The sequence below is a fragment of the Streptomyces sp. AP-93 genome, assembly GCF_022808175.1.
Classification (GTDB): domain Bacteria; phylum Actinomycetota; class Actinomycetes; order Streptomycetales; family Streptomycetaceae; genus Streptomyces.
On sequence record NZ_JALGBX010000001.1, the window covers coordinates 96,593 to 119,918 of the forward strand.

The window sequence follows — 23,326 nt, forward strand, 5'->3', positions numbered from 1 at the left end:
GGGCGGGGTTCGGGAGGGATACGTAGGGGCGGACGCGCAAGGGTTGGAAGCCCGGTGCGCAGTCGCAGGCCCCTCTCGTTGTGCTGCATTCCGGACATTGCTCAGTGCTCACTCGAATCCCTCCCCTGGCCGCTGCCTGCGATTATGCAGACCTCCGGTAACCCGCCCAACCCGCCCGACAGGCCATAACCGGACACACCGCTCAGGATGGAGGAGTCGATCAGGCCCGAGGAGGAGCCGATGGTGCAGGACGTGACCACGGAGCCCGACCCGCGGAAGCGGGCATCCGGCCCCAGCGCCGAACACGCCTCACGCGAGGTGCTCGTCTCCATCGGTGCGCTGCTGCTGGGGCTGCTCATCTCTTCGCTCGACCAGACGATCGTCTCGACGGCCCTGCCGACGATCGTCAGCGATCTCGGCGGGATGTCGCACCTGTCGTGGGTGGTCACGGCCTACATGCTCGCCTCGACGGCCGCCACGCCGCTGTGGGGCAAGCTCGGGGACCAGTACGGGCGCAAGAAGCTCTTCCAGTCCGCCATCGTGATCTTCCTGATCGGGTCCGCCCTGTGCGGCCTGGCGCAGAACATGCCGCAGCTCATCGGCTTCCGCGCGCTGCAGGGGCTGGGCGGCGGCGGGCTGATGGTGCTGTCGATGGCGATCGTCGGAGACATCGTCCCGCCGCGCGAACGCGGCAAGTACCAGGGGCTCTTCGGTGCGGTCTTCGGGGCCACCAGCGTGCTGGGCCCGCTGCTGGGCGGACTGTTCGTGGACCACCTGTCATGGCGCTGGGTCTTCTACATCAACCTCCCCATCGGTCTCGTCGCACTCGTCGTCATCGCCGCGAGCCTGCGCATCCCGGTGCGCACCGAGAAGCACACCATCGACTACCTCGGCACCTTCCTCATCGCCTCCGTCGCGACCTGCCTGGTGCTCGTGGCCTCGCTCGGGGGCACCTGGGGCTGGAGCTCCCCGGAGATCATCGGGCTCGCGGTACTCGGCCTCGTCCTGCTGGTCGCCTTCGTCATCGTCGAGCGGCGGGCCGTGGAGCCGGTGCTCCCGCTCAAGCTGTTCCGGATCCGGACTTTCACCCTCTGCTCGCTGATCAGCTTCATCGTCGGTTTCGCGATGTTCGGCGCGATGGTCTACCTGCCGACCTTCTTGCAGGTGGTCCAGGGCGTCTCCCCGACCATGTCGGGCGTCCACATGCTGCCGATGGTGCTCGGACTGCTGATCACCTCCACCGTGTCCGGCCAGATCGTCAGCCGCACCGGGCGCTGGAAGGTCTTCCCGATCGCGGGCACGGCCCTGACCGCCCTCGGGCTGCTCCTCCTGCACCAGCTGGAGCGCACCAGCTCCACCTGGGAGATGAGCCTCTACTTCTTCGTCTTCGGCGCCGGCCTCGGACTGGTCATGCAGGTGCTCGTCCTGGTGGTGCAGAACTCCGTCAGCTACGCCGACCTCGGTGTCGCCACCTCGGGTGCCACCTTCTTCCGCTCCATCGGCGCCTCCTTCGGCGTCGCCATCTTCGGCACGATCTTCACCAACCGGCTCGACGACAAGCTGGCCGGTGCGCTCAAGGGGATCCCGCTGCCGCCGGGGCTGGACGTGAGCGCGCTGGAGGCCGACCCGCGCGCCATCAGCGCTCTCCCCGCCGTGCTGCGGCCGCGCGTGCTCGACGCCTACGCCACCTCCATCACCGATGTTTTCCTCTACGCGGCACCGTTGGTGCTGGTGGCTTTCGTCGTGGCCTGGTTCCTCAGGGAGGACAAGCTGCGCGGTTCGGTGACGGCGCCTGATGTCACCGAGACCCTCGCCTCCAACCCCGTCCAGCGCTCTTCGCGGGAGGAGGTCGCCCGCGCCCTGACCGTGCTCGGGACCCTCCAGGGCCGCAAGCACGTCTACGAGAAGATCACCGCAAAGGCAGGCTACGACCTGCTGCCCGCCGCCAGCTGGCTGCTGCTGCGGATCAACAGGTACGGCAGCGCCGACCCGGCCGTCCTGGCGGAGAAGACCATGGTGCCGCTGCGCGCCATCACGGACGCGGGCCGCCAGATCGAGGAGCGGGGGCTGGCCGTCCGCGACGGAATGCCGCTCGTCCTGACGCCGAAGGGGCGTGAGAGCGCGCTGAAGCTGTCCGCCGCGCGGGAGGAGTCGCTCGCCGAGCTGCTCGGCGACTGGTGGACCGCGGACCGCCCGACCGACCTGTCCGAGCTGGTTGCGGAGATCAACTCGGAGCTCTGCGGTTCCGTCGACGAGGAGCCCTACGAGACCTTGCCGCGCCGGGACCATTCCGCCAGGTGACCCCCCTCACCGGTGGCCCGCTCCGCCGGGTGACATTCCGCCGGGTGACCGGTCAGACCAGGCGCTTCTCGAACCAGTGCTCGGCGTAGGGACCGGAGCTGTACGCCGGTATCTCCGCGTATCCCTGGCGCGCGTACAACGCGCGGGCCTCCACCAGGTCGGACCGGGTGTCCAGCCGGACCCGCTCGGCGCCCAGCGCGCGGCCTGCGTCCTCCAGGACCCGGAGCAGGGCCGCCCCGCCGCCCGTGCCGCGGGCGCGCGGGTCCACGTACACCCGGGTGAGCTCGGCGGTGACGGGGTCCAGGAGGCGTATCCCCCCGCAGGCGAGGGGGCGTCCGTCGAGTCTGCCGACCACGAACCGGCCCGTCGGCGCGGTGAGCTCGTCGTCCGGGAAGTCCAGGAGGCCCTGGTCGATCTCGGCCTCGGTGACGGACCGCCGCCAGTAGCGGCCGGCGACCTCCGCGTAGTACGCGCGGCGCAGCAGCGTGGCGTCGGGGGTGGTGAACGGTTCGGCGGCAACCTGCCAGGTCCCGGCCGGGGATGGGGTGGTGGTAGTGGTGGCGGTAGTTGTGGTGGTGGTGGTGGTCGAGCTTGGCGTCGACGGCGTGGTCGTCGCGGTCGTGGCCGCTGTCGTGGTGAGCGTCTCTCTGCTGGTCATGACGTCATTGTGGAGCGGCCGTCGGCCGCCCGCGTTGGAATATCCACAGGACCGGGCCGATGATAGGAAAAAGGGCAAACCGTTCGCACGAAGGGCGTGACCGTCATGTCGGAGCATCCTGACTGTGCCCTGATCCGCCGCGGCTACGAGGCTTTCGGCCAGGGCGACATGGAGAAGCTGAGCACGATGATGACGGCCGACGTCATCCAGCACATGCCCGGGAGCGGCCCCCTCTCAGGGCACCACAAGGGGCGGGAAGCCGTCTTCGACCTCTACCGCCGGCTCGGCGAGGAGACGAACGGCACATTCAATGTGCATCTGGATAAATTGCTCGCCGACGGCCGCGGCCACGTCATGAGTTTCCACACGGCCCGAGCGGACCGCGGTGACCGCGGGATCGAGATCCACGAAGGGATCTTCTTCACGATCGTCGCCGGAAAGATCAGCGACCTCGACGTCTGCACCGAGGACATCGAGGAGAGCGACGCCTTCTGGGCCTGAGGGGCCTGAGGGGCCTGAGGGGCCTCCTGGGCCTGACGGGCCCGAGGGGGCCCGACGGGCCTGACAGGGGAGCCACAGGGAATTGAGAAGGGCCCGGAGCCGCGGCTCCGGGCCCTTCCGAGGCTCAGCCCTGCTTCGGCGCCGCCTGCTGCACGACCTCGAACGACCACACCGACGAGCCCGTGGCGGCGGGCTTCGGCCGCTCCGCGCCGCCTTCGGCGCCCGCCTGGCCGCCCGCCGGACCGCCACCCTGGTGGGCCGCCTTCATGGGCCCCTCCATCCACGCCTGGAAGTCCGCCTCGGAACGCCACCGCGTGTACACGAGATACTGGTCCGTGCCCTCGACGGGCCGCAGCAGCTCGAACCATTCGAAGCCGTCCGAGCTCTCCACGGAGCCCGCACGGGAGGCGAACCGCTGCTCCAGAACCTCCCGCTGTTCGTCCGGGACGGTGAGGGCGTTGATCTTCACGATGCTCATGCGCGCCATCTTAGGTATCGCGCGGGGGATATCGTCGTCCGGGTAAATGAAGCGCGCGGTATGAAACGCGGTACGAAACGCGGCAGCCAGGCGAAGTCAGGGTTGCGGTCAACAGGGCGGGAGGCCGGCGAGGCGTGGCTAACGCGGCGGAGCACAGTGGTGCGAACGGACATGCCGGGGTCATAGGCGGTAGCGGCGGCGGCAGGCTCGGGGCGGCACGCCTCATGCTGTGGGCGCTGGCCTTGCTGCTCGCCGTCAGGCAGGCCGCGGTCGTGCTGCGCGTGCCACCGGGCGAGTGGCTCAGCGGCTTCCACCTCCCGGGCAGCCTGCCGGGCTCGCTCTACACGAGCGGCCAGTTCACCGGGACCCCCTTCGCGGGGCTGGTCCTCAAACCGCTCCTTGGCCTCGCCGCGCCCTCCCTGGAGGTGGCCTGGACCTGCGTGACCCTGCTGCTCGTGGCCGCCATCGGGCTGGTCGCCGCGCGCGCCCTGCCCGACCCCGTGCCGCGGCGCACCGCGCTGCTCGCCGCGCCCGTGCTGGTCACGCTGATGATGGTCTCGCTGCCCGTCCGGGAAGCCGCGCTGCCCGGGCAGACCGCCGTACTGCCGGTGCTGCTGGTGCTCCTCGCCGTGTTCCGGGTCCCGAGCGAGCGCTCCTCCGGGTTCCTGATCGGCCTGGCCGCAGCCCTGCAGCCCGCCCTGCTGCTCTTCGCGCCACTGCTGTGGCTGTCCGGACGCAGGGCCACCGCCCGCTCCGCCGCCGTGACCTTCGCCGGCGCCACCGCCCTGTCCTGGGCGGCCCTGCCCAGCGACTCGTGGACGTACTGGGTCCAGCACCTGGCCGGCACCGGCCTCGGCGGCGCACCCGGCAGCATCGCCAATCAGTCGGTGCACGGCGCCCTGCTGCGCCTGGGCCTCTCCGGCCCCGGCGAGATCCTGCTCTACGCCGCCCTCGCGGCCCCGATCGTCTGGATCGGCCTGCGCCGCGCCGCCCGCTACGCCCGCGACGGCCAACTGCTGCTCGCCGTCGCCATCACCGGCTGCGTGGCCGTCGCCGTGTCCCCGACCGGCTGGCGCCACCAGATGCTGTGGGTGCTGCTCGCGGTCGCCGGCAAGGTCGGCAAGCGGGCCGCGGACCGGCCGGTGTGGCCGGTGGCCGTGGTCCTCGCCATGACCCTGCCGAGCGACGTGCTGCTGCCCAACCTGGTCGCGCTGGCCCCCGTACGGGACAACGTGCTGCTGCTCGCGGCCCTCGCGGCGGCCTGCGCCGTGCCGTTCCTGCCGCGCTCCTCCCCGTACTGGCGCGAGCCGGTCCCCACCGCCTACGGGCGGCCCGCGCCCGCGCGGTGGGCGCGGGTGCCGCTGCTGCCGTTCTGGCGGCGCGTGCTGTCGCGTCCCAACCTGCTGCTGGAACTGCTGCTGATACGGGTCGGGTACTCGCTCTACTCGCACATCCGGGCCGCCGCGCCCACCAGCCGGACCCTCGCCGAGGGCAACGCCAGCCAGATCCACGGGATCGAGCAGGCGCTCGGCATCGACATCGAGCACGCCGTGAACCACGCCGTCGTGAACACGCCCTGGCTGGAGGCGTTCTTCAACTTCTACTACACCTCCTTCCATTTCGTGGTCCCGCTGGCGATCCTGGCCGTCCTGTACTGGCGCCGCCCCAAGGACTACCGCTGGGCGCGGGCCTCGCTGGGCCTGGCCACCGTGCTGGCGCTCATAGGTTTCTGGCTGTATCCGCTGGCGCCGCCGCGGCTGATGCCCGGCATGGGCTACGTCGACACCGTGCACGGCGTCCAGGATCTGGCGAACCCGAGCTACGGGGCCATGACCGCGATCTCGAACCAGTACGCGGCGATGCCCTCGCTGCACTTCGGCTGGTCGCTGTGGTGCGGGATCGTGATCGTGATGATCGCGCCGAAGGGATGGCAGAAGCTGCTGGGCGCGCTGCATCCGACGATCACGGTGTGCGCGATCGTCGCCACGGCGAACCACTGGGTGCTCGATGCGGTCGGCGGGGCGGTTGTCGTGGTGGCCGGGTTCGGGCTCGTCTACGTGCTGTCGGGGCCCCGGGGCGATGCCGTGCCGGCCGGGGTGGCCGTGCCTCGGCCTCGGCGGCCGGAGCGGGTCGGAGCGGGGTCCGCGGGGCGGACTCGGGCGTAGCCGGCTCGGCGGCCGGTCGGCTGCCGCCTGCCGCCTGTGTGACGACGAAGGGGTGCCGGGGCGGTGTAGCAGCCCGCCTCGGCACCCCTTCGCGATGGATCGCCGCGTTCTGTCAGGATCCGCCCGCGGGGCGGCTTGCGCCACTCGGGGCGGGGGTGGCGGAGGCGGCGGGGCCGTGCGGGCCCTGCGGGGCTGTCCCCTACCCACCCTTCGCCCGTTCCCCGGGGCTGTGCCCCGGACCCCTCGGGGCTGTGCCCCGGACCCCTCGGGGCTGTGCCCCGGACCCCTCGGGGCTGTGCCCCGGACCCCTTCGGGGGCTGCGCCCCGGACCTGCCTCGAGGCCCCGGGCCCCTTCGGGGCTGCGCCCCGGACCACCCCTCGGGGCTGCGCCCCCGGCCAGTCGGCCAGTCGGGCTGCTAGTGCGGGGGTAGGTGGGCGACTACGAGGGCTATGGCCGCGCGGGCCGTGTCCGCTTCGCCGAGGATGGTGGTCTGGCGGGGGCCGCGGACGCGGAAGCGGCCGTCGGGGAGGGGTTCGACGGCCGGGGCGGTTACCGCGAAGGGGTGGCCTGCCGAGGCGCTGAACCACAGGGTGAAGTGGCTGGTGTACGGGTACAGCCGGCGCAGTTCCGGCTCCTCGCGGGCGGCCTCGATGAGGGCCAGTACCCCCTGGCTCATGGGCTCGGAACCGCCGCCGAGGTCGACCATCCGCTGCCACGTCGTGGGCAGCCGTTGCCACCGTCTCGCGCTGGGGTCCTCAAGGTTCATCCGGGCAGTCTGGGGTCCGGTCCGGCGCCAAGGCAATGATCTCGCAGGCGGCGAGACGGTAACGACCGGCGACCGGCCGGTAACAAGTGAGGGCAACCGAAGGAAGGCAGCCGAGGGACGGCAGGGGCCGGGCGTGGGAGGTGGGGCCCCTGCCGTCCTGGATCACGGGTCAGCCGTGGCTGACCCGCAGTTCCTTGATGCCGTTCAGCCAGGCCGCGCGCAGCCGGCGCGGGCCCTCCCCGGCGAGGCGCAGGTCGGGCAGGGCGTCGGCGAGGGCGTTGAACATCAGGTCGATCTCCATGATGGCCAGCGACTTGCCGAGGCAGAAGTGCGGGCCGCCGCCGCCGAAGCCCAGGTGCGGGTTCGGGTCGCGGGTGATGTCGAAGACGTCGGGGTTCTCGAAGACTTCGGGGTCGTGGTTGGCGGAGGAGTAGAACATGCCGACGCGGTCGCCGGCCTTGATCTTCTGCCCGCCCAGTTCGGTGTCCTGGGTCGCGGTGCGCTGGAAGGACACCACGGGGGTGGCCCAGCGGACGATCTCCTCGGCGGCGGTGGAGGGCCGGGTGCGCTTGTAGAGCTCCCACTGCTCGGGGTGGGTCAGGAAGGCGTGCATGCCGTGGCTGATGGCGTTGCGGGTCGTCTCGTTGCCCGCCACCGCCAGGAGGAGGACGAAGAAGCCGAACTCGTCGGAGCCCAGGTTGCCCTGGCCCTCGGCCGCCACCAGCTGCGTGACGATGTCCTTGGCCGGGCACTCCTTGCGCTCGGCGGCCAGGTTCATCGAGTAGCCGATGATCTCCGCCGCGGCGTTGCCGCCGACCTCGGCGGTGATCGCGTACTCCGGGTCGTCGTACGCGATCATCTTGTTCGACCAGTCGAAGATCCGGGACCGGTCCTCCTGCGGTACGCCGATCAGCTCGGCGATGGCCTGCAGCGGGAGCTCGCACGCCACGTGGGTGACGAAGTCGAAGCTGCCGTCGGCGGAGGCTTCCAGAGCCTCCGCGACGATCTTGCGGGCCCGGTCGCGCAGGGCGTCCTCCAGCCCGCGGATGGCCCGCGGGGTGAAGCCGCGCTGCACGATCTGGCGTACGCGGGTGTGTTCCGGCGGATCCATGTTCAACATGATCAGTCGCTGGGCATCTATCGCATCGCGCTGGATGTGCTCGTTGAAGCGGATGATCGCCGTGTTCGTCGTGGAGGAGAACAGCTCCGGGTGCGTGGAGATGTACTTGACGTCCGCGTGCCGGGTGACGGCCCAGTACCCCTCGTCGTCGAAGCCGGTGATGCCCCGCGGCTGCGGGCACCACCACACGGGTGCGGTCTGCCGCAGCTGCGCGAACTCGGGGTAGGGGACCCGGTCTTGGAGTACGTCCGGGTCGGTGGCATCGAAGCCTTCGGGCAGTGCGGGGCAGGTCATCGGGCGGCTCCAAAGTCTGACGGCCCATCAGAAGTTGGCTTGAAGGTAGTAACGAGTTCTAGAAGTGACAAGGGGCCCCGCGCCAACTGTTGCGTGTGGAATCCGTGTAAGCCGCGTGCAAGACCCTTGCGTACCGGGTGTTCTGGTCATAAGACTGCGGGGAGAACTAGAACGCGTACTAGTTCGGGTGGGGCGCCGGGACGGCCCGCCCGTCGCTGAGGCGCGCTAGCCGATGCGCGCTGTGCGCTACGCAGGAGCAGGAGAGGACGAGCTCATGGCCGCGGAACCCGTCATCGTCGAAGCCGTACGCACCCCCATCGGCAAGCGCGGGGGCGCGCTCGCCAATCTTCACCCCGCCTACCTCCTCGGCGAGACCTACCGCGAGCTCCTCGCCCGCACCGGTATCCAGCCCGACTGCGTGGAGCAGATCGTCGGCGGCACCGTCACCCACGCCGGCGAGCAGTCGATGAACCCGGCCCGCAACGCCTGGCTGGCCATGGGCCTCCCGTACGAGACCGCCGCGACCACCGTGGACTGTCAGTGCGGCAGCTCCCAGCAGGCCAACCACATGGTCGCCAACATGATCTCCGGCGGTGTCATGGACATCGGCATCGCCTGCGGGGTCGAGGCCATGAGCCGGGTGCCGCTCGGTTCGGGATCCAAGCACGGCCCCGGCAAGCCCTTCCCGGACGAGTGGAACGTCGACCTCCCCAACCAGTTCGAGGCCGCCGAGCGCATCGCCCGCCACAGGGGCCTGACCCGCGAGGACGTGGACCGCCTCGGCGTCCTGTCCCAGGAGCGGGCCGCCGCCGCGTGGGCCGAGGAGCGGTTCAAGCGCGAGACCTTCGCCGTGCAGGTGCCCACCACGGAGGCCGAGCAGGCCGCCGGCCAGGGCATGTGGCGGCTGGTCGACCGGGACGAGGGCCTGCGCGACACCTCCATGGAGGGCCTCGCCCGGCTCAAGCCGGTCATGCCGACCGCCGTGCACACCGCCGGGAACTCCTCGCAGATATCCGACGGCGCCGCCGCCGTGATGTGGGCCTCGCGCAAGATGGCCCGCGCGCTCAAGCTGCGGCCGCGCGCCCGGATCGTCGCCCAGACGCTGGTCGGCTCGGACCCGCACTTCCACCTGGACGGGCCGATCGACGCCACGCGGGCGGTGCTGGGCAAGGCCGGCATGTCCCTCAAGGACATCGACCTCGTCGAGATCAACGAGGCCTTCGCCTCCGTCGTCCTCAGCTGGGCCCAGGTCTTCGACCAGGACCTGGAGAAGGTCAACGTCAACGGCGGCGGCATCGCGCTGGGCCACCCCGTCGGCGCGACCGGGGCCCGCCTGATCACCACCGCCCTGCACGAGCTGGAGCGCCGGGACAAGGAGTTCGCGCTGATCACCATGTGCGCGGGCGGCGCGCTGGCGACGGGCACCATCATCCAGCGGCTGTAGCACCTGCTGCGCCGCCTTTGGACCCTGTGGGATGGGATCGCGAAGGCCCCGGTGGCCGGACCTGGGGAGGTCGGCCGCCGGGGCCTTCGCATGCGGTGCGTGGGTGCTGTGGGGGTGCTGCTCGGATGCCGCCGCTGGTGGGTTTAGTACCAGTGGTGGTTCTGCCAGAAGGTCCAGGCGCCTTCGGGGCTGCCGTAGCGGGAGTTCATGTAGTCCAGGCCCCACTTGATCTGGGTTGCCGGGTTGGTCTTCCAGTCCGAGCCCGCCGAGGCCATCTTCGAGGCCGGCAGGGCCTGGACCAGGCCGTAGGCGCCCGAGGAGGAGTTCGTGGCGGTGTGGTTCCAGCCGCTCTCCCTCGAGACGATGTTGTTGAACGCCGCGAACTGGGCCGGGTCCTTGATCATCTGCTGGGCGATCGCCTTGGCGCTCATCGGGGCGGCCTGCGCGGGAACCGCGGCCAGCATGGAACCGGCCACTCCCAGAGCAAGGACGGTACCGGCGAGGGCCTTCTTCGAAGCGGCGATGCGGCGGATGACGGTGTGGGACACGGACGGACCTTTCGACGGGGACAAGGGCGGTCGCAGACGTGCATGAGCCACTCACGTGGAGGAGAGGGGTTCATCGGCGGGAGCGGGAGGGCCGGGGGTGAACCCGGGGGATCTCCGTCCGCCTTGCGACTCATCCAGTTCTACGGGGGTAGAGCCCGCCTGGCAACGACCCGTCTTACTAGTGGTCCTCGCAGCCGGGGCGCAACGGCCCCCCCGGGGCGGGTGGGTATCACCGCAGGTGGGGGGTGGTGTGCGGGGGCGGGTGCGGGACGGTTGGGGACTACTATCCCGCCTCGTATGTGACCTGGGTCCTGTGGGGCGGGTCACCGCCGGGAAGCCCGGATCTCACCCTCCGTGGCCGCCCGTACCCCTTTCAGGGGAAGGTTTGGGAGCCTTTGCGGCCCCCGGATCGAAGGCCACGGGCGCGTCGAACGCCGCCTTTCGCGTGGCCCGCCGCAATGCCTTCAGCAGGGTCGCACCGAGCGTGAGGGTCAGTACGACGGTCAGCGCGGCCCGGCCCAGGTCCCAGCCCAGCGAGGTCGCCAGGCAGTACGAGAGGAACCGCGCGAGGTTCGCCGCGACCGGGTCCCCGGGGTGGAAGGAGATGCCCTGGCCCATGCCCTGCAGGATCACCCAGCCCTGAAGGTTCATGACCGTGCCGTACGCGAACGAGCCGAGGAACCCGTACAGCGCGAGCATCGCCAGCTCGGCCCGCCCCCGGATCCGGTCCGGCCCCGGCAGCAGCCCCGCGCCCAGCGAGAACCAGCCCATGGCCAGCATCTGGAACGGCATCCACGGTCCGACACCGCCCGTGAGCAGGGCCGACGCGAACATGGTGACGGCGCCCAGGACGAAGCCGAAGCCCGGGCCGAGGACCCGGCCGCTCAGCACCATCAGGAAGAACATGGGCTCCAGGCCGGCCGTACCGGCTCCGAGGGGGCGCAGCGCGGCCCCGACCGCGGCGAGTACGCCGAGCATGGCGACGGCCTTGGCGTCCATCCCGTCGTCGGCGATGGTCGCGACGACCACGCCGACCAGGAGGGGGAGCAGGGCCGCGAAGAGCCAGGGGGCGTCCTGGGCATGGGCGAAACCTGACTGGCGGTCGGCGAGGAGCGGCCAGCCGAAGGCGGCGAGACCGATGAGGGTGACGAGGACCAGGGCGGCGGCGGCACGGGGGCCGATGCGGAGGGGGCGGGAACGGGGGCGGGAGGCCGGGGCGGCCGGGGTGGGGGTGGCCGGGGTCGGGGTGGGGGTGCTCATGAGTCCGCCCGGGCGGAGAGGGCTGCTGCGACCTGGGAGACCGTGAGCCAGTGGCCCGGGGCCAGGATCTTGGCCACCTGCGGGGCGAAGGCGGGGGAGGAGACGACGACCTCGGCGGTCGGGCCGTCCGCGACGATCTCGCCGCCGGCGAGGATCACCACGCGGTGGGCCAGCTCGGCGGCGAGCTCCACGTCGTGGGTGGCCAGGACGATGGCGTGGCCGTCGGCGGCGAGCCCGCGCAGGATCTCCACGAGGCGGGCCTTGGCGGCGTAGTCCAGCCCGCGGGTCGGCTCGTCGAGGAGCAGCAGGGCCGGGCGGCCGGTCAGGACCAGCGCCAGGGCGAGGGCCAGGCGCTGGCCCTCGGAGAGGTCGCGCGGGTGGGTGTCGTCGGGGACGTCGGGCAGGAGCGCGGCGACGAGCGCACGGCAGGTGCCGGGCGCCTGGCCGGCGTCGTGGTCGGCGGCGGTGCACTCGGCTGCGACGGTGTCGGCGTAGAGGAGGTCGCGGGGCTCCTGGGGGACGAGGCCCACGCGGGTCACCATCTCCGGGGGCGGCGTGCGGTGGGGGGTGCGGCCGCTGACCGTCACCTGGCCGGTGGTGGGCTCCAGGGTGCCGATGAGGGTGGCGAGGAGGGTGGACTTTCCGGCGCCGTTGCGGCCCATCAGGGCGATGGTCTCGCCCTTCGACACGGTGAGGGTGATGTCCCGGAGGACTTCGGCGCGGCCGCGGCGGAGGGAGAGGGCCCTTGCCGTGGCCGGCGGCGCTTGGGTGGGGGCCGGGGGGGTCGGGGCCGGGGTGGCCCCGGTGGCCCCGGTGGCCCCGGTGGCCCCGGTGGGGGCCACCGGCTGCGGGGTGGGGTGGCCGCGGCGGCGCAGCCGGGCGAGCAGGCCGGGGCGCGGCGATGGCGCGGGCGCGGGGTCGGGGTCGGAGCGGGGGCCCTGCGGGCGGCCGTCCCCTACCCACCCTTCGCCCGTTCCCCGGGGCTGCGCCCCGGACCCCTTGCGGGGCTCCGCCCCGGACCCCTTGCGGGGGGTTGCGGACAGGCGGGTCCGGAGAGGGGTGGCGCGGCGGCGGGCGTCGCGGATGGAGAGGGGGAGGGGGGACCAGGCGGCCAGGCGGCCGAGGGCTACCACCGGGGGGTGGACCGGGGAGATGGCCATGATGTCCGACGGGGTGCCCAGGACGGGGGGTGCGCCCGGGGAGGGCAGGAGCAGGACGCGGTCGGCGTACTGGACGACCCGCTCCAGGCGGTGTTCCGCCATCAGGACGGTCGTGCCCAGGTCGTGGACCAGGCGTTGCAGGACGGCCAGGACTTCTTCCGCTGCCGCCGGGTCGAGGGCCGACGTCGGCTCGTCCAGGACCAGGACGCGCGGGTGCGGGGTCAGGACCGAACCGATCGCCACCCGCTGCTGCTGTCCGCCGGACAGGGTGGCGATGGGGCGGTCGCGGAGGTCGTTCAGGCCGAGGAGGTCGAGGGTTTCCTCGACGCGGCGGCGCATGACGGAGGGCGGCAGGCCCAGGGACTCCATGCCGTAGGCGAGCTCGTCCTCGACGACGTCCGTCACGAAGTGGGCCAGCGGGTCCTGGCCGACCGTGCCGACCACGTCCGCGAGTTCCCGCGGCTTGTGCGTGCGGGTGTCGCGGCCGGCGACCGTGACCCGGCCCGTGAGGGTGCCCCCGGTGAAGTGCGGGACCAGGCCCGAGACCGCGCCGAGGAGGGTGGACTTGCCGACGCCGGAGGGGCCGACCAGGAGGGTCAGCTCCCCTTCCGGGAGCGTGAAATCGGCGTGCGCGAGGGAGGGGGCGGTCGCGCCCTCGTACGTCACCGAGACGTCTTCGAAATGGATCACGGGGGCTTAAGCCTCCTTCGGTAGCGGGGCCACCAGTGCCGGGAGCAGGCCGATCAGGATCGCCGCGGCCGGCCAGAGCGGGAGGGTCGGGACGACCAGGGGGACGACGCCGGGGCGCAGGGCCTCCGGGTCCAGGGACGCGGCGCGGATCAGCAGCGCCGCCACCGCCGCGCCCGACCCGGCGACCAGCCAGGCCCGTACGCCCCACCGGTCCGGCCGGTACCGGGTCCGGATCGACCGGCGGCCGCCGAGCCGCAGCCCGGCCAGGGCCAGGAGGAGGGAGAAGAGGAGGAGGGTGAGGCCGTAGCCGGCGCCCTCCGCCGCCAGCAGCCCGTAGGTACCCGCACACATGCCGAGCAGCCCGCCGAGGGTGAGCACGTTGGTGGTGTGGCGGACGGCGGCGGGGACCTGCGCGGTGCGGCCGTAGCCGCGGGCGTCCATCGAGGCGGCGATGGCGATGGAGCGTTCCAGTGCGCCCTCCAGCACCGGCAGGCCGATCTGGAGGATCGCCCGGATCCCTCCCGTGGGACGGCCGCGCAGGCGGCGGGCCGTACGGAGCCGGACCACGTCCGCGACCATGTTCGGCGCGAAGGTCATCGCGACGACCACGGCGACGCCGACCTCGTACAGGGCCGCGGGCAGGGACTTCAGCAGCCGCGCAGGGTTCGCGAGGGCATTGGCGGCGCCGACGCAGATGAGGAGGGTGGCCAGCTTCGCGCCGTCGTAGAAGGCGAAGACGAGCTGCTCGGCGGTGACCCGGCCGCCGAGCCGGATGCCCTGCGTCCAGTCCGGGAGCGGGACCTCGGGGAGCGTGAAGAGGGTGTGCGTGCCGGGGATGGGCGAGCCGAGGAGCATGGAGAAGACGAGGCGCAGGCCGATGACGAAGAGCCCGAGCTTGACGAACGCCCCGTAGGAACGCGCCCAGGGCGCGTCGGTGCGGCGGGCCGCGACCACGTACCCGGCGACGCCGACGATCAGGCCGAGGAGAAGCGGGTTGGTGGTGCGCGAGGCGGCGGTGGCGAGCCCGAGGGCCCACAGCCACCAGGCACCCGCGTGCAGGGCGTTGCCACGCGTGGCCTCGGGGGCTTGCCATTTCTTCTTGTACGTCGGCACGTGCTGGGTGCCGGTTGCCTGGTCGGCGACCCGGCCGGTCGGGGGTGGGACGTCGCCTGCCGCGCCGTGGGGCGTGCGCCCGGCCTGCGGCCGGGCGGGGTTCCCACCCGCACCACCCGTGCGGGTGGACGGGCGGGTGCGGGTGGCCCTCGTGGGTGGCCGAGCGCCGTCGGCGACCGCCCCGCCGTCCGTCATCGGCTGCGGCGGCGGGACTGCCAGAAGGCGGCCGCGCCCAGGGCGGCCACCGCCGCGATGCCCGCGAGGAGGCCCGCCGATGGGCCCCCGCCGCCGTCGGAGTCGGCGGCGGGCTTGTCCGCGGCAGGGGCGGTCGCGGTCGCCGTGTCCGCGACGGGTTCGCCGCAGCCCTGCTTCGGGTAGCCCGCGATCGCGCACAGCAGCGCCGCGCTGTTGTAGCGCAGCGGCTTGGCCACCTCCGCCAGTGCCTCGGCCGTCGTGGCGTCCGGGCCGACCTGTGCGCAGGCCGTGCGCGGAGCGTCCTGCGGCGGGGTCTCGCCCGCCTGGGCTTCGGCGGGCGTGCCGAAGTCGATGACCAGGGCGATCCGCTTCTTGCCCGTCACCGGGGCGGTGGCCGAGCAGATGGCCGCGAAGTCGGCGTCCGCGCGCGGCGGGGCGGCCTGATCGGCCGCGTCCTTGCTCACCACGAAGTGGAAGCCCTGCACGGAGCCGTCCGCCGGACGCAGCGAGGAGGGGCCCTGGGTGGCGTACGCCCACGTGCCTCCCGCGCCGCCCCAGAACGACCAGTAGCGGTAGGTCGAGGCCAGGGCGGGGGACGCGGCCAGCAGGGTCAGGACGACACCGAGCACGAAGGCCGGCAGAGCCGGACGGCGCCGCCGCATCAGAGCTGGTTCCGCTTCCGGCGGCCGCTCAGCACGATGCCGATGCCCATGCCGGCCGCCGCGCCCGCGAGGATCATCCACCAGACGTTGCTGCCGGAGTCCTTCTCCTTCTTCTCGTCCTTCTTGTCCGCCGGCTGCGCCGACGCCTTCGCGGAGGCGTCCTGCGGCGCTGGGCCCGTCGCGTTCAGCGCCGCGACCAGGTCGGTGCCGCCGAAGGACTTCGGGTCGGTGCCGGTCGCGTGCGCGGCCAGGACCAGGGTGCCGAGCCCGGCCGGGTTGCCCTTGGACCACTCGGCGGAGTTGGCCTTCAGCCACTCCAGCGCGCCCGCCGCGGACTGCTTGTGCCCGGCCGCGGCCAGGGCGATCACCGCATCGGCGGTGTTGCCCGTGTCCGGGGTCGTCTGGTCGGAGCCCGGGGTGAGGGCGGTGAGGTGGCCGTCCTTCTTCAGGGCCTCGGCCAGGTATCCGGCCGCGCCCTGGGCCGCCGCCGCCGGGTCACCGGCGGTCGCCGGGCAGGCGAGCGCGGCCGCGGGGGTGTCCGTAGGAGAGGAGGAAGGGGAGACGAGCGCGCCTTTGCCGAGGCCGGCGAGTACGGCGGCGGCCGTCGCGTCGGCGTTGGCGGGGAGCTTGCCGTCGGCCGTCGGCTGGTAGGCGAAGGCGCCCCGGTCGGCGGCCGGCTCGGCCGAGCAGCCGAGCTGGAAGGCGAGCAGCCCCTCGTACGCGGACTTGCCGGTCTTCGACTTGACCTCGGCCGGCTTCTCGCCCGCCGCGGAGAGCGCGCTGATCACCACGGAGGTGGAGCTGGCCTCGCTCGGGGAGCCGGGTACGTAGGCCCAGCCGCCGTCCGCGTTCTGGACGGACTTCAGCCAGTCCACGCCCTTCTTCACCGCCGCGTCCTGGCCGCCGAGCGCCTTCAGCGCCTGCACGGCCACCGCGGTGGCGTTCGTGTCGAGCATCGTCTTCGCGTCGCACGCGGCTGCCGTGTCCGCGCGGAAGGAGGCGAAGCCGCCGTCGGCGCACTGCTGGCCGACGAGCCAGTCCACGGCCTGCTGCGCGGGCTTCAGGCCCACGGTGTGCTGGGCGAGCAGCGCGAACGACTGCCGCCACACCCCGTCGTACGTCGGGTCGTTCTTGCCGAAGAGCCCGGAGGGGACGACGGGCGCCGGGGACGGCGTCGCGACATCGGCGAGGGCCGCGGGGGCCGCGCCCACGCAGAGCACGGCGGAGACGGCGAGCGTGGCGGCGCTGCGGCGGACGTTCATGGCGGGGCGGGGGCCTCTCGTGCTGGGGACCCGGAGGCAGGCAGCACAGCAACGGAGGCTGGCACCGGGCTCCGGCTCCGTTTACCTCGACGGTGCCGGCCGCCGGAGGGCCCGGCGGCACGAGCCGCGCACCTCCGGCACGGGGCAATCCGGCTCCCCGCCCCGATGCTGCCGGGGAGGGTCACGGTTGCGGGTCAGCGCCGGATTCGCACCGGCTTCCCCCCGTACGGAAGTGTGGACGACGCCCATACTCTACCGGCCCGTAGCTCCGGTATCCGGTGGCGCCGCCCACCCGCACCCCTTACACGGCGCGGTACGTCACGGGGTCGCTGCCCGGCACCGCCTCCGCGCGGCCCTGCTTCACCAGACGCCGCAGGTGGGCCTCCGCTTCGGAGACGGCGATGTTGCGGGAGCCGTACGGGATCTGCTCCCAGGGCCGGTTCCACTCCATCCGCTCCGCCAGCGCCCACGGGGTCAGCGGCTCGGCGGCGAGCAGGTCCCGCAGCCCGGTCAGCCGCTCCTCGTGGTGCTCCAGGAGCTCCCGTACGCGGGCCGGGGCGTCCGTGAAGGCGTGCTGGTGGGCCGGGAGCACCTCGGCGGGCCGGAGGCGGCCGATGCGTTCGAGGGAGTCGAGGTAGTCGCCGAGGGGGTCGGTGACCTGCTCCGAGGAGGGGTCCTCGTAGAGGCCGATGTGCGGGGAGATCCCGGGCAGCAGGTGGTCCCCGGAGAAGAGGCGGCCGTTGCCGGGCAGGTTCGCCGGGTGCTTCTCCTCCAGGTGCAGGCAGACGTGGCCGGGGGTGTGCCCGGGGGTCCAGATCGCCCGCAGCCGGCGGCCGGCCAGCGGCAGCAGCTCGGCGGGCACGATCTCCCGGTCGGGGACGGCGGCCCGCAGCCCCGGCAGGGTGCTCATGCGGCCGCTCGTGCGAGCCGCGCGCAGCGGGGCGATGTGCTCCTCGGGGGCTCCGGAGAGGGCCAGCTTCTCGCTCATGTAGTCGAACCAGACGCCGGGTTCGGAGGCCCGGGTCCGCACCACGATCTCGCTGTCGGCGGCGTGCATGGCGATCCAGGCGCCGGACGCCTCGCGGACCTGGCCGGACAGGCCGTGGTGGTCGGGGTGGTGGTGGGTGATGACCACGCCGTGGACGTCGGCGACGGCGATGGAGAGGGCGCCGAGGCCGGCGACGAGGGTGTCCCAGGACGCGGGGTCGTCCCAGCCGGTGTCGATGAGGACCGGGCCGCGGTCGGTGTCGAGGACGTGGACGAGGGTGTGGCCGAGCGGATTGTCGGGGATGGGGACCTTGATGCCCCACACGCCGCCGCCGTGATCGGTGACGTGAGGTGCCACGTCCGGGGTGTCCTCTGCCATGAGGGGCTCCGCTCTAACGAGAACAGGTCCAACGGACCAACGAGAACAGGTCTAACGAGAACGTGTTGCAATAGTCGCCCAAGTCGACCACTTCTGCGGCCTCCTGACTAGTCGTTGGATCTTTGGGGTCTCGGGCGAAGTGGCGAGAGGGCGGTTCGGTCAGGGCCGTGGACTCCTAGAACTAGAACTGGTATCAGTTCTGGAACGCCAAGCCGCAGGAGGCATCAGCCATGACCGAGCTCGTGGAACACGGAAAACTGTTCATCGGCGGTGAGTGGACGGATCCGCTGGGCTCCGACACGATCAAGGTCGTCTCGCCCCACACCGGGCAGGTCATCGGCAGCGTCCCGCACGCCTCGAAGGCGGACGTCGACCGGGCCGTCGCCGTGGCCCGCAAGGCCTTCGACGAGGGCCCCTGGCCGCGCACCACGCTCGAAGAGCGGATCGCCGTGGTGACCAGGATCAAGGACGCCATAGCCGTCCGCCACGAGGAGATCGCCCGCTCGATCAGCTCGCAGAACGGGTCCCCGTACTCCTGGAGCATCCTCGCCCAGGCCCTCGGCCCGATGATGGTCTACGACGCCGCGATCACCGTGGCCCGCGACTACCCCTACGAGGAGTTCCGCCAGGGCGTCCTCGGCCCGATCCTCGTCCGCCGCGAGGCCGTCGGCGTCGTCGCCGCCGTCATCCCGTGGAACGTCCCGCAGTTCGTGGCCGCCGCCAAGCTGGCGCCCGCGCTGCTCACCGGCTGCACGGTGATCCTCAAGCCGTCCCCGGAGGCGGTCCTCGACTCCTACATCCTCGCCGACATCGCCCGCGAGGCCGGACTGCCCGAGGGCGTGCTGTCGATCCTGCCCGCCGACCGCGAGGTCAGCGAGTACCTCGTCGGCCACCCGGACGTGGACAAGGTCGCCTTCACCGGCTCCGTCCCCGCCGGCCGGCGGGTCATGGAGGTCGCCTCGAAGAATCTCACCCGCGTGACCCTCGAGCTCGGCGGCAAGTCCGCGGCCGTCATCCTCCCGGACGCCGACCTCGACACCGCCATCGCCGGCATCGTCCCCGCGGCCTGGATGAACAACGGCCAGGCCTGCGTGGCCCAGACCCGCGTCCTCGCCCCGCGCAGCCGCTACGAGGAGATCGCCGAGGCACTCGCCGCCGCGGCCTCCGCGCTGGTCGTCGGCGACCCGCTCGACCCCGCGACGCAGATCGGCCCGCTGGTGGCCAGGCGGCAGCAGCAGCGCTCCCTCGACTTCATCCGGATCGGCCAGGAGGAGGGCGCCAAGGTCCTGTCCGGCGGCGGGCGTCCGGCGGGACAGGGCCTGGACCAGGGCTGGTACGTGGAGCCGACCCTCTTCGGAGACGTCGACAACTCGATGCGGATCGCCCGCGAGGAGATCTTCGGCCCGGTCGTCTGCCTGATCCCGTACGGCGACGAGGCGGAGGCCCTACGCGTCGCCAACGACTCGGAGTTCGGGCTCAGCGGCAGCGTCTGGACCGGCGACGTGGAGCACGGCATCGACTTCGCCCGGCAGGTGCGGACCGGCACCTTCAACGTGAACACCTTCAGCCTGGACATGCTCGGGCCGTTCGGCGGCTACAAGAACAGCGGCGTCGGGCGGGAGTTCGGCCCGGAGGGGCTGAGCGAGTACCTGGAGCACAAGATGATCCACCTCCCGGCAGGGTACGCACCCCCCGCGGCCGGTGCGTGATGGGTGACCGGTGGCACGTCGAGGTGGACCGGGGGGTCTGCATCGGCTCGGGGATGTGCGTGAACCACGCACCTGAGGGCTTCGCCCTCGACTCGGCGCGGCAGTCGCATCCGCGGGTCGCGGAGACGGACGCGAGCGAGCCGGTGCTCGCGGCGGCGGAGGGGTGCCCGGTCGAGGCGATCGCGATCACGCTGCTGGGCAGTGGCGAGGCGGTGTTCCCTCCGGAGGAGTGAGGGGGCCGCCGGGGGGCCGGGGCCGGGGTTCGGGCCCAGGCCCCGCTGCTCCGGGCGGTGCCCTGCCCTGCCCTGGCGGGCCCCCGGCCCCCGGATCCGTTGCCGCGTGCGGCGCCGTTGCCGGGGACCAGTCCCCGGACCCCTGCGCCTCAAACGCCGGCGGGGCTGGATTTGGCCGACGTCGGCCTGCACGTGCGGGCGTGTGAGACTCGTGCCACGACTGCCCGGCGTACGTGAACGGGCGGCATGGTGAGGGTGGGGAACGAGCGGTATGCGCAGGAGCGGGTGGACGGCCGGGGTGGTGCTCGGGGCGCTGCTGGTGACGGGCTGTGGGTCGGGTGGAGACTCGGCGGCGCCGGCGTCGGCGCAGGCGAAGCCGTCGAAGGGGTCCGCCGCGCCCGCGGGGACCGCCGGACAGGGCGGGCCGGCCGCGTCCGCCGGGACCGCCGGACAGGGCGGGTCCGCCGCGCCGACCGGGTCGGGTGTGCCCACCGGGCCGGGTGTGCCGACCGCGCCGGCCGCCTCCGCGGCCGCCTCCGGTGCGCCCGGTGTGCCCGGTGTCTTCGGCAAGGAGCAGGCCGCGGCCGACATCGCCGCCGCCACGGCGGCGGGCGGGCTGCCGCAGCCCGGGGCGGCCGCCACCGCCTCCCCGGCCCCGACGGGGGCGGACGCGGAGGCGGACGTGCGCCGGGCCGAGATGGCCGAGTGCATGGCTCCCTGGCAGACCATGGAGCGGGTCGCGGACCCCGAGAAGGCGTACACGGCCACGATCGCGGAGCTGGAGCGGCGCGGCTGGAAGGCCGCGGGCGACCGGAGCCGGCACGACATGCTGAGCCAGGTGACCCTGAAGAAGCAGGGCTGGATCCTGTTCGCCCGACGCTACGACTTCTCCGCGGGCAAGGGTTCCGGCATGGGCATGCCCGACATGCTGTCCTTCTTCGCCTCCGACCTGGCGTGCGAAGGCCGTTTCACGGAGGCGGAGATGGCGGAGGCGCTCCAGGAAGCGCCGGAGGAGTAGCCGAGGAGTGGCCGCGGAGTAGCTGCGGCCGTGCCCCGCCCGGACAGCTGGATCAGGACTTTTTCGGAGGCGCCGACGGAGTCGCCGGCCCGGGCCCGGCGTCCGGGGCCGTGAGGTCGATCAGGCGGCAGACCGTTTCGATGTCGATCTTCACCTGGGCGATCGAGGCCCGGCCCGACAGCCAGGTGATCAGCGCCGAGTGCCAGGTGTGCTCGATCACCCGGACCGCCGACAGCTGCTCCGCCGTCGGCGGGGCGTCCAGGCCCATCGCGTCCAGGATGATCGCCGTCGTCAGCCGGGAGACCGTGTCCACCTCGGGGCTCACGCTGCGGTCCGCGAAGGTGAGGGCCCGGACCATCGCGTCCGCCAGGTGCGGCTCGCGCTGCAGTGCGCGGAAGGCGCGCATCAGGGTTTCCGCGACCCGGGCCGCGGGCTCGTCCCCGGCCGGCGGGCGCTTGCGCAGCGTTCCGTGCATGTGCTGCAGCTGGTCCTGCATGGTCGCGACGAGCAGGTGCACCTTGGAGGGGAAGTACCGGTAGAGGGTGCCCAGGGCCACGCTGGAGGACTCCGCCACCTCCCGCATCTGCACCGCGTCGAAACCGCCCCGGCTCGCCAACTGGGCGCTGGCGTGCAGGATCCGCCTGCGGCGTGCCTCCTGGCGCTCCGTCAGGGGCGGAGACGCCGGTGTGGTGACGGCTGGGGTCACGGCCTTCGCTTCCGCTGTCATCTGTCCCGTTCCGGTTCCAAGGCGTTCCAGTTCCAAGGCGTTCATGTCTGTGCCGGGGCGGCCGCGGGAGCTGCCCCGGGCCGTCGCGCGCCCAGCATGGCAGGCGCCCGAGCCGTGGCGCGAATCACCCGCCACCCCTCTTACGGTGTGGTTTCCGGCCGGTAGATTCAATGCTCTTCAACGGATCAAGTCTGAAACTTGTTCTACATTATCCGAGCGGTTACGCTCCGGCGAAAGTGCAGGGAGAAGGGGGCCGAGAGTGACCGCAGAGGCCATGGTGACGAGCCCTCTCACGGGTCCGGCCGCCGACGGCGGCCGCCCGTTGCGGATCGCACTCCTCACCTATAAGGGGAACCCGTTCTGCGGTGGCCAGGGCGTCTACGTCCGCCACCTCGCCCGCGAACTCGTGAAGCTGGGCCACTGCGTCGAGGTCATCGGCGCGCAGCCCTACCCGGTGCTGGACACCGACGCCCTCACCGGCGCCGGCGCCACCCTCACCGAGCTGCCCAGCCTGGACCTCTACCGCAGCCCGGACCCGTTCCGCACGCCCAAGCGCGACGAGTACCGCGACTGGATCGACGCCGTCGAGGTCGCGACCATGTGGACCGGCGGATTCCCCGAGCCGCTGACCTTCTCGCTGCGGGCGCGCCGCCATCTGGCCGCCCGCGCAGGCGAGTTCGACGTGATCCACGACAACCAGACCCTCGGCTACGGACTGTTGGCGGACCTCGGTGCCCCGCTGGTCACCACCATCCACCACCCCATCACCGTCGACCGCGAGCTGGACCTGGCCGCCGCCAAGGACCGCAGGAAGCGTGCCTCCGTGCGGCGTTGGTACGGGTTCACGCGCATGCAGGGCCGTGTGGCCCGGCGGCTGCCCTCCGTGCTCACCGTCTCCGGCTCCTCCAAGAAGGAGATCGCCGAGCACCTCGGCGTCCAGGGCGAGCGCATCCACGTCGTCCACATCGGCGCCGACACCGACCTCTGGTCGCCCGATCCCGCCGTGGCCGAGGTGCCCGGACGGATCGTCACCACGTCGAGCGCCGACGTCCCGCTCAAGGGGCTCGTGCACCTCGTCGAGGCGCTCGCGAAGCTCCGTACCGAACAGCCCGAGGCCCACCTCGTCGTCGTCGGCAAGCGCGCCGAACAGGGCCCGGTGGCCCGCGCGATCGAGACGTACGGACTCCAGGACGCCGTCCGCTTCGTCAAGGGCATCACCGACACCGAGCTCGTCGACCTCGTCCGCAGCGCCCAGATCGCCTGCGTGCCCTCGCTGTACGAGGGGTTCTCGCTGCCGGCCGCCGAGGCCATGGCCACCGGCACCCCGCTGGTCGCCACCACCGGCGGCGCGATTCCCGAGGTCACCGGACCCGACGGCGAGAGCTGCCTGGCCGTGCCGCCCGGCGACGCGGGCGCGCTGGCCGCCGCGCTGGGCCGGCTGCTGGGCGACGGCGAACTGCGCACCCGGCTCGGCGCCGCCGGCCGCGAGCGGGTGCTGTCCCGCTTCACCTGGGCCAAGGCCGCCGAGGGCACCGTCGTGCACTACCGCGCCGCCATCGAGCGGGCCGCGGCGCCGGCTCCCCGGTCCCGGGCCCCGAAGTCCCGTACCGCCCGGTGACCTCCCCCTTCCGTCCGATGCAGTTCCCCTCCCCACC

General features: G+C 72.6%; 20 protein-coding genes and 1 riboswitch. Of the genes, 8 read left to right on the plus strand and 12 right to left on the minus strand.

Going from position 1 to position 23,326, the window contains the following annotated elements; genetic code table 11:
* Positions 1-240 precede the first annotated feature (240 nt).
* Positions 241-2,301, plus strand: a complete 2,061-nt coding sequence (locus MTF69_RS00450) for a DHA2 family efflux MFS transporter permease subunit (RefSeq protein ID WP_374321995.1) — start codon at positions 241-243, stop codon at positions 2,299-2,301.
* Between the two features lie 52 nt (positions 2,302-2,353).
* On the opposite strand, the gene MTF69_RS00455 is transcribed toward MTF69_RS00450, so the two are convergent.
* Complete coding sequence (locus tag MTF69_RS00455; RefSeq protein ID WP_243330400.1) at positions 2,354-2,785, minus strand: GNAT family N-acetyltransferase; 432 nt, start codon at positions 2,783-2,785, stop codon at positions 2,354-2,356.
* 279 nt (positions 2,786-3,064) lie between these two features.
* Between MTF69_RS00455 and MTF69_RS00460 the strand changes: the two genes are divergently transcribed.
* Complete coding sequence (locus tag MTF69_RS00460; protein ID WP_243329473.1) at positions 3,065-3,460, plus strand: nuclear transport factor 2 family protein; 396 nt, start codon at positions 3,065-3,067, stop codon at positions 3,458-3,460.
* A 124-nt stretch (positions 3,461-3,584) separates the two neighbouring features.
* On the opposite strand, the gene MTF69_RS00470 is transcribed toward MTF69_RS00460, so the two are convergent.
* On the minus strand, positions 3,585-3,938 hold the full coding sequence (locus tag MTF69_RS00470; protein WP_243329475.1) for an antibiotic biosynthesis monooxygenase: 354 nt from the start codon (positions 3,936-3,938) through the stop codon (positions 3,585-3,587).
* 224 nt (positions 3,939-4,162) lie between these two features.
* Between MTF69_RS00470 and MTF69_RS00475 the strand changes: the two genes are divergently transcribed.
* Complete coding sequence (locus MTF69_RS00475) at positions 4,163-6,103, plus strand: bifunctional glycosyltransferase 87/phosphatase PAP2 family protein (RefSeq protein ID WP_243330402.1); 1,941 nt, start codon at positions 4,163-4,165, stop codon at positions 6,101-6,103.
* Positions 6,104-6,519: 416 nt separating this feature from the next.
* Here the strand turns inward: MTF69_RS00475 and MTF69_RS00480 are convergent, their stop codons facing one another.
* Both MTF69_RS00480 and MTF69_RS00485 read right to left on the minus strand, forming a co-directional pair.
* Positions 6,520-6,870, minus strand: coding sequence for a DUF6193 family natural product biosynthesis protein (locus tag MTF69_RS00480; protein ID WP_243329478.1), 351 nt, complete (start codon positions 6,868-6,870; stop codon positions 6,520-6,522).
* 169 nt (positions 6,871-7,039) lie between these two features.
* Positions 7,040-8,284, minus strand: coding sequence for a cytochrome P450 (locus MTF69_RS00485; RefSeq protein WP_243329479.1), 1,245 nt, complete (start codon positions 8,282-8,284; stop codon positions 7,040-7,042).
* 274 nt (positions 8,285-8,558) lie between these two features.
* Between MTF69_RS00485 and MTF69_RS00490 the strand changes: the two genes are divergently transcribed.
* Positions 8,559-9,728, plus strand: coding sequence for a steroid 3-ketoacyl-CoA thiolase (locus tag MTF69_RS00490; protein ID WP_243329481.1), 1,170 nt, complete (start codon positions 8,559-8,561; stop codon positions 9,726-9,728).
* 143 nt (positions 9,729-9,871) lie between these two features.
* Here the strand turns inward: MTF69_RS00490 and MTF69_RS00495 are convergent, their stop codons facing one another.
* The 7 genes from MTF69_RS00495 to MTF69_RS00525 form a co-directional block, all read right to left on the minus strand.
* Positions 9,872-10,276, minus strand: coding sequence for a transglycosylase SLT domain-containing protein (locus MTF69_RS00495; RefSeq protein WP_243329483.1), 405 nt, complete (start codon positions 10,274-10,276; stop codon positions 9,872-9,874).
* Positions 10,277-10,621: 345 nt separating this feature from the next.
* Positions 10,622-11,536 carry an ECF transporter S component gene (locus MTF69_RS00500; RefSeq protein WP_243329484.1) on the minus strand — a complete coding sequence of 305 codons (915 nt, stop codon included), beginning with the start codon at positions 11,534-11,536 and terminating at the stop codon, positions 10,622-10,624.
* On the minus strand, positions 11,533-13,386 hold the full coding sequence (locus tag MTF69_RS00505) for an ABC transporter ATP-binding protein (protein WP_243329487.1): 1,854 nt from the start codon (positions 13,384-13,386) through the stop codon (positions 11,533-11,535). Before MTF69_RS00505 ends, MTF69_RS00500 begins: the two co-directional genes overlap by 4 nt.
* 6 nt (positions 13,387-13,392) lie before the next feature.
* Positions 13,393-14,694 carry an energy-coupling factor transporter transmembrane component T gene (locus MTF69_RS00510; RefSeq protein WP_243329490.1) on the minus strand — a complete coding sequence of 434 codons (1,302 nt, stop codon included), beginning with the start codon at positions 14,692-14,694 and terminating at the stop codon, positions 13,393-13,395.
* Complete coding sequence (locus tag MTF69_RS00515) at positions 14,691-15,356, minus strand: SCO2322 family protein (protein ID WP_243329492.1); 666 nt, start codon at positions 15,354-15,356, stop codon at positions 14,691-14,693. Before MTF69_RS00515 ends, MTF69_RS00510 begins: the two co-directional genes overlap by 4 nt.
* Positions 15,356-16,618, minus strand: coding sequence for a prenyltransferase/squalene oxidase repeat-containing protein (locus tag MTF69_RS00520; protein WP_243329494.1), 1,263 nt, complete (start codon positions 16,616-16,618; stop codon positions 15,356-15,358). Before MTF69_RS00520 ends, MTF69_RS00515 begins: the two co-directional genes overlap by 1 nt.
* Positions 16,619-16,760: 142 nt before the next feature.
* A riboswitch (cobalamin riboswitch) is annotated at positions 16,761-16,840 on the minus strand.
* Positions 16,841-16,919: 79 nt separating this feature from the next.
* Positions 16,920-17,984 (minus strand): MBL fold metallo-hydrolase, encoded by a 1,065-nt coding sequence (locus MTF69_RS00525; protein WP_243329495.1) that lies wholly within the window; start codon positions 17,982-17,984, stop codon positions 16,920-16,922.
* Between the two features lie 230 nt (positions 17,985-18,214).
* Here MTF69_RS00525 and MTF69_RS00530 point away from each other — a divergent pair, with 230 nt between their 5' ends.
* From MTF69_RS00530 to MTF69_RS00540, 3 genes are all read left to right on the plus strand, one after another.
* On the plus strand, positions 18,215-19,693 hold the full coding sequence (locus tag MTF69_RS00530; RefSeq protein ID WP_243329496.1) for an aldehyde dehydrogenase: 1,479 nt from the start codon (positions 18,215-18,217) through the stop codon (positions 19,691-19,693).
* Positions 19,693-19,926 (plus strand): ferredoxin, encoded by a 234-nt coding sequence (locus MTF69_RS00535; RefSeq protein ID WP_243329498.1) that lies wholly within the window; start codon positions 19,693-19,695, stop codon positions 19,924-19,926. The genes MTF69_RS00530 and MTF69_RS00535 overlap by 1 nt, the downstream gene beginning before the upstream one ends.
* A 271-nt stretch (positions 19,927-20,197) precedes the next feature.
* Positions 20,198-20,944, plus strand: coding sequence for a hypothetical protein (locus MTF69_RS00540; protein WP_243329500.1), 747 nt, complete (start codon positions 20,198-20,200; stop codon positions 20,942-20,944).
* A 52-nt stretch (positions 20,945-20,996) separates the two neighbouring features.
* On the opposite strand, the gene MTF69_RS00545 is transcribed toward MTF69_RS00540, so the two are convergent.
* Positions 20,997-21,671 (minus strand): TetR family transcriptional regulator, encoded by a 675-nt coding sequence (locus tag MTF69_RS00545; RefSeq protein WP_243329501.1) that lies wholly within the window; start codon positions 21,669-21,671, stop codon positions 20,997-20,999.
* Between the two features lie 259 nt (positions 21,672-21,930).
* Here MTF69_RS00545 and MTF69_RS00550 point away from each other — a divergent pair, with 259 nt between their 5' ends.
* The gene (locus MTF69_RS00550; protein ID WP_243329503.1) at positions 21,931-23,289 is read left to right on the plus strand and encodes a glycosyltransferase family 4 protein; all 1,359 of its coding nucleotides are present in this window, start codon (positions 21,931-21,933) and stop codon (positions 23,287-23,289) included.
* The last annotated feature ends 37 nt before the right edge of the window (positions 23,290-23,326 follow it).